Origin of the sequence: Ruminococcus sp. CAG:379 (assembly GCF_000434255.1) — a bacterium.
Taxonomy (GTDB): Bacteria; Bacillota; Clostridia; order Oscillospirales; family Ruminococcaceae; genus Ruminococcus_F; species Ruminococcus_F champanellensis.
The window spans coordinates 62,912-67,374 of sequence record NZ_FR894900.1 but is presented as its reverse complement, the minus strand read 5'-3'; the positions used below and the strand labels follow the sequence as shown (position 1 = coordinate 67,374).

Here is a 4,463-nt window from a genome sequence, read left to right as displayed (position 1 = left end):
GGGAGCTGCTGCGGGAGCCGGAGCCGGTGCAGGCGCTGCTGCCACAGGTGCAGGTGCCGCAGCAACGGGAGCCGGTGCTGCGCCGGTGATCTCCTCCACTGCTACATCGTATGCCTTGCCATTTACGGTTACGCTAAATCTTTTCATTGTATGTACCACCTTTTCTCAATATAAACCGCTTAGAACGGAATGTTGTTGTGCTTCTTGGGCAGCTTGCTTACCCGCTTGCCGCTGAGGATATCCAGGGCGGAAAGCAAAGTCACTCTGGTGTCTGCCGGTGCGATTACTGCATCCACGCCGCCCTTTTCCGCTGCGCTCTGTGCGCTTGCCAGAGTTGCTGCATACTCCGCAGCCAGCTCCTTGCGCTTTGCATTTGCATCCGCAGCGCCCTTCAGCTTATCATGCCACAGGAATTCTACAGCAGTCAGGGGTGCCATGGGAGAAATCACAGCCTGATCCCAGGCATAAGTAAAGTCTGCGCCGCATGCTGCACCAGCCAGAGCAGTGAATGCTGCGCCCACGGCATTGCCGGTCACAACGGACAGCTTGATGGTGGTTGCCTCTGCGTAGCATGCTGCCAGCCGGGTCATAGCCTGGATGCTGCCGGTCTGTTCTGCTTCGGAAGAAGCGGCAAAGCCCATGGTATCCACAAAGGTAATCACCGGAACGGAGAAAGCATCGCAGGTGCGCATGAACCGAGCCAGCTTTGCACAGTCCTCCGTATTCAGCGGATCCTCGGTCTTATTGGTTGCGGCAATGCCCACCGTGGTGCCTCCAAGGGTTGCCAGGGCAGTGTATGCTGCCTTGCCATAGTCCCCATACAGCTCCAGCAGGGAATCTGCGTCTGCCACAGCCTTTACCAGCTCCGGCAGGCTGGGGGATGCCTGGCTTTCGCTTTCAGCATACTCAAACATGGGTGCCCCAGCCAGGTTGTTGATGGGCATCAGGTTCACCAGTGCTCTTGCCTGCTCCATGGCAGCGATGTCATCCTCGCACACCAGTGCGCAGATGCCAGCCTTGGCAGCGGATTGTGCAGTTCCTGCATGCTCTGCAAAGGGCGGTGCTACAAACAGCTCTGCGTCCTTGGTCATCACCACAAAATCGGAGCCGCATGCCAGCAGTGCAGCGCTTCCTGCACAGGTGCCGGCTACCACTGCGATCTGAGGCACCACGCCGGAAAGCTGGGACGCAGCCTCCAGCATTCTGCCATAAGCGGTCAGGGAATCCACTGTACCGTTGACAAAGGCGCCGTTGGAATCGTGAATACCCACAATGGGGGTACCGGTCTTGGCAGCCAGTCCGTACAGCTTTGTGATCTTTGCTGCATGCTGCAAGCCTACCGCACCGTTGTTTACGGTTTTATCCTGGGAAAATGCATAGACTGCGTTTCCGTTTACATAGCCGTAGGCACAAACGACTCCTGCCGCATCTTCTGCTTCCTTGACAGCTGCATTGATCTCGGTAAATGCACCATCGTCAAACAGAGCGGCAAGGCGTGCATATGCCCGGCTCTCCATGTTTTTTTCCATGTGCGGATCTTCCTTCCTCATATGTAATAGCCAAAAAGTCAAGACAGCACCGCACAAAGCCTGTGGGTGTTGAGGTACATCGCACAATCCCTGTACGGTGTTACCTTGACTCAATATACATGTTTTATTATACAACATTTCTGCGCAGAGTGCAAGTGTTTTTACACGATTTTTCGGCTTCTCCGGGAAACAAACGCCGGGAAAGAAAATCAGGAGCACACGGACACGCCGCATGCTCCTGAAATTTTTCTGTGGTTTGATTACGCACGCTCAACCTTGCCGGAACGCAGGCATCTGGAGCAAGCATAAATATGACAGGGAGTACCCTTCACAACAGCCTTTACGCGCTTTACATTAGGTTTCCAAGTTCTGTTGGAACGTCTGTGGGAATGGGAAACCTTAATACCAAAAGTAACGCCCTTGCCGCAAATATCACACTTAGCCATGGTAGGTTGCACCTCCTTCATGCATCGTAGAAAGTCAATAGTCTTATTCTAGCAGATTTCTTGAAAAAAAGCAAGGCTTTTTTGAAAAAAATCAAAAATTTTTTACGGCACTGAAAGAAAGTGCAATTTTGGCTTGTAAATAGCCCAGAATTCATGTATAATAAATGGTGTATACGATTACAAACTGAAAGAGAGGACGCAATCTTGAATCTGGATCTTTCCACCTTTTTGGATTTTTTCACACGACTGATCGTCATCTGCATGGTCACCCCCATCCACGAATGTGCCCACGCCTATGCGGCGTATAAGCTGGGGGACGACACCGCCAGCATCCAGGGACGCATGACCCTGAATCCTCTGGCGCATTTCGACCCGGTTGGCACCATCTGTCTGTTGTTTGCCGGCTTTGGCTGGGCGAAGCCCGTACCGGTCAACCCGAATCGGTTTGACCGGAAGATCAGCATGCGGGGAGGCATGGCAATCACAGCCCTTGCCGGGCCTCTGTCCAATCTGCTGGTGGCCATCCTCAGCATGGTCATCTACCGGGTATTCTGCTGTTTCCAGGTGGTGCAGACTGCCGTGGTGGATTACTACACAAGCGGCGGGGTCAACACCTATTTCGTTCTTTACTACATGCTCCAGGCGTTTATTTTCATCAACCTTGGGCTTGCCATCTTCAACCTGATCCCCATTCCGCCCCTGGACGGTTCCCACATTCTGGGCTACTTCACAAGCTCCAAGGTGGACGCCTTCTTCTATAAGAATCAGAGGATGATTTCCATTGTATTTATGGTGATCCTGGTGACCGGCGTGCTGTCCGGCCCCATTGGATTTGTAGAACAGCACATATACAATTTGCTGCTCACTCTGACCAACTGGATCCCAAATTTGCTGGGGACACTGTAAATGGAACAGATTTCATTCAAGCTGCCTGTGTTTGAGGGGCCTTTGGATCTGCTGCTGCATCTGATCGCCAAGCATAAGCTGAACATCAACGACATCGAGATCTCCAAGCTGCTGGAGCAATACCTATTATATATAGAGCAATGCAGCGAGCAGGACTACGAACTGGCAGGAGAATTTCTTGAGATGGCGGCACGGCTGATCTACATCAAGACCGTGTCCCTGCTGCCAAGCCCGGAAGAGGCGGAGGCAGTCAAAAAGGAGCTGGAAGGTGCCCTCATCGAGTACTCCCTTTGCAAGCTGGCTGCGGCAGAGCTTGCAAAACGGGATATCGGGGACTGCATCTTTGTCCGGCGGCAGATGCCGGTGCAGATCGATCCCACCTACCGGCATCAGCACGAACCGGAGGTGCTGCGGCAGGCGTATCTGCAAATCGGAGCAAAGCCCCAGCCCAACGCCAAGGCTCCCCTGACGGACCGGATCCAGGCTGTGGTACAGCAGCGGGTGGTATCCGTCATTTCAAAAGTAGTCTATGTGCTGCGGCGGCTGTATGCAGAAGGCTCCGTCCGGGTGGACAACCTGTACGAGGGCATGACGGATCGCTCCGCCCGGGTGGCGACCTTTCTTGCGGTACTGGAGTTGACCAAAACCGGCAGAACCCGGCTCAATGCGGACAATACGGAACTGTCCTTCTGCAAGCCCCATGCCATTACGAAAAAATACAGGATTGTGAGAGAACATGCAACTGAAGAATAAAATTTCGGAGGCGGAAGCCGTCCTCTTTGCCTATGGAGAGCCAATCCCGGCGGCACGGCTGGCAGAGGCATGCGGTCTGGAGGAGGAAGTAATCCCCAAGGTGATCGCTCTGCTGAACGACCGGTACGATGCCCAGCAAAGCGCCCTGCGGGTGTTGCAGTTGGAGCAATGCTACCAGCTCTGCACCCGTCCTGCCTTTGCGGAATCTATCAAAAAAGCCATTGAGACCAAGCGTACCGCTCCCCTGTCCAATGCAGCCATGGAGGCACTGACCATTGTGGCATATAACCAGCCCGTCACCAAAAGCTTTGTAGAAAATGTCCGAGGCATCGACAGCTCCTCGGTCATCAACAACCTGGTGGAAAAAGATCTGCTGGAGGAGGCAGGGCGGCTGGATGTACCCGGCAAGCCCATCGCCTACCGAACCACCAGTCGGTTTCTGCGATGCTTTGGACTGCATTCCATTGAGGAACTGCCCCCTCTGCCCGGAAAGGATCCCCAGGGCAGTCTGCTGGATCTGGATCCAGCGGATGCTCCTGATCCGGATATTCCGGAGGAGCTGTTCCCGGAGGAATAAACACACGGAAAGGAGGCGCAAAGGCAATGATCCTGCGGATCATTCTGCTTACCCTGCTGCTGATACTGCTGATCCTGCTGTTTGCGCCGGCACGGGTCTGGCTGTCCTATGACGAAGGGACATTTTGCTGGCGTGCCCGGTATCTGTTCCTCCGGAAGGGGGCGGATTCCCCGCCTCCCGGCAAGCAATCTGACGAGTCGGCACCCCGGCAGTCCCCTGCCCCGGATAAGCCGCCGATGACGTCTGAACCAA

General features: G+C 54.4%; 6 protein-coding genes and 1 pseudogene (1 of these 7 cut by a window edge). 4 read left to right on the top strand and 3 right to left on the bottom strand.

Annotated elements, in window-relative coordinates; translation table 11 throughout:
• From QVO51_RS07075 to rpmB, 3 genes and pseudogenes are all read right to left on the bottom strand, one after another.
• Nucleotides 1–147, bottom strand: a pseudogene (locus QVO51_RS07075) (biotin/lipoyl-containing protein); it reaches 265 nt to the left of the window's first position.
• 32 nt (nucleotides 148–179) lie between these two features.
• The gene (locus QVO51_RS07070; RefSeq protein WP_022357814.1) at nucleotides 180–1,529 is read right to left on the bottom strand and encodes a carboxyl transferase domain-containing protein; all 1,350 of its coding nucleotides are present in this window, start codon (nucleotides 1,527–1,529) and stop codon (nucleotides 180–182) included.
• 260 nt (nucleotides 1,530–1,789) lie between these two features.
• Nucleotides 1,790–1,975, bottom strand: coding sequence for a 50S ribosomal protein L28 (rpmB, locus tag QVO51_RS07065; RefSeq protein WP_022357813.1), 186 nt, complete (start codon nucleotides 1,973–1,975; stop codon nucleotides 1,790–1,792).
• 204 nt (nucleotides 1,976–2,179) lie between these two features.
• On the opposite strand from rpmB, the gene QVO51_RS07060 reads away from it, so the two are divergent.
• The 4 genes from QVO51_RS07060 to QVO51_RS07045 all read left to right on the top strand — a co-directional run.
• Nucleotides 2,180–2,881, top strand: a complete 702-nt coding sequence (locus QVO51_RS07060) for a site-2 protease family protein (protein WP_022357812.1) — start codon at nucleotides 2,180–2,182, stop codon at nucleotides 2,879–2,881.
• Entirely contained in the window at nucleotides 2,882–3,634 is a 753-nt protein-coding gene (locus tag QVO51_RS07055) for a segregation and condensation protein A (RefSeq protein WP_022357811.1), read from the top strand.
• Nucleotides 3,618–4,211, top strand: coding sequence for an SMC-Scp complex subunit ScpB (scpB, locus tag QVO51_RS07050; protein WP_015558390.1), 594 nt, complete (start codon nucleotides 3,618–3,620; stop codon nucleotides 4,209–4,211). Before QVO51_RS07055 ends, scpB begins: the two co-directional genes overlap by 17 nt.
• Before the next feature lie 26 nt (nucleotides 4,212–4,237).
• The coding region (locus QVO51_RS07045; RefSeq protein ID WP_276773460.1) for a hypothetical protein at nucleotides 4,238–4,463 on the top strand (226 nt) is incomplete at its 3' end.

Excerpts from the sequence above, each read along its gene's own strand:
- QVO51_RS07070 (WP_022357814.1), bottom strand. The coding sequence starts at position 1,529 with ATGGAAAAAAACATGGAGAGCCGGGCATATGCACGCCTTGCCGCTCTG.
- rpmB (WP_022357813.1), bottom strand. The coding sequence starts at position 1,975 with ATGGCTAAGTGTGATATTTGCGGCAAGGGCGTTACTTTTGGTATTAAG.
- QVO51_RS07055 (WP_022357811.1), top strand. The coding sequence starts at position 2,882 with ATGGAACAGATTTCATTCAAGCTGCCTGTGTTTGAGGGGCCTTTGGAT.
- scpB (WP_015558390.1), top strand. The coding sequence starts at position 3,618 with ATGCAACTGAAGAATAAAATTTCGGAGGCGGAAGCCGTCCTCTTTGCC.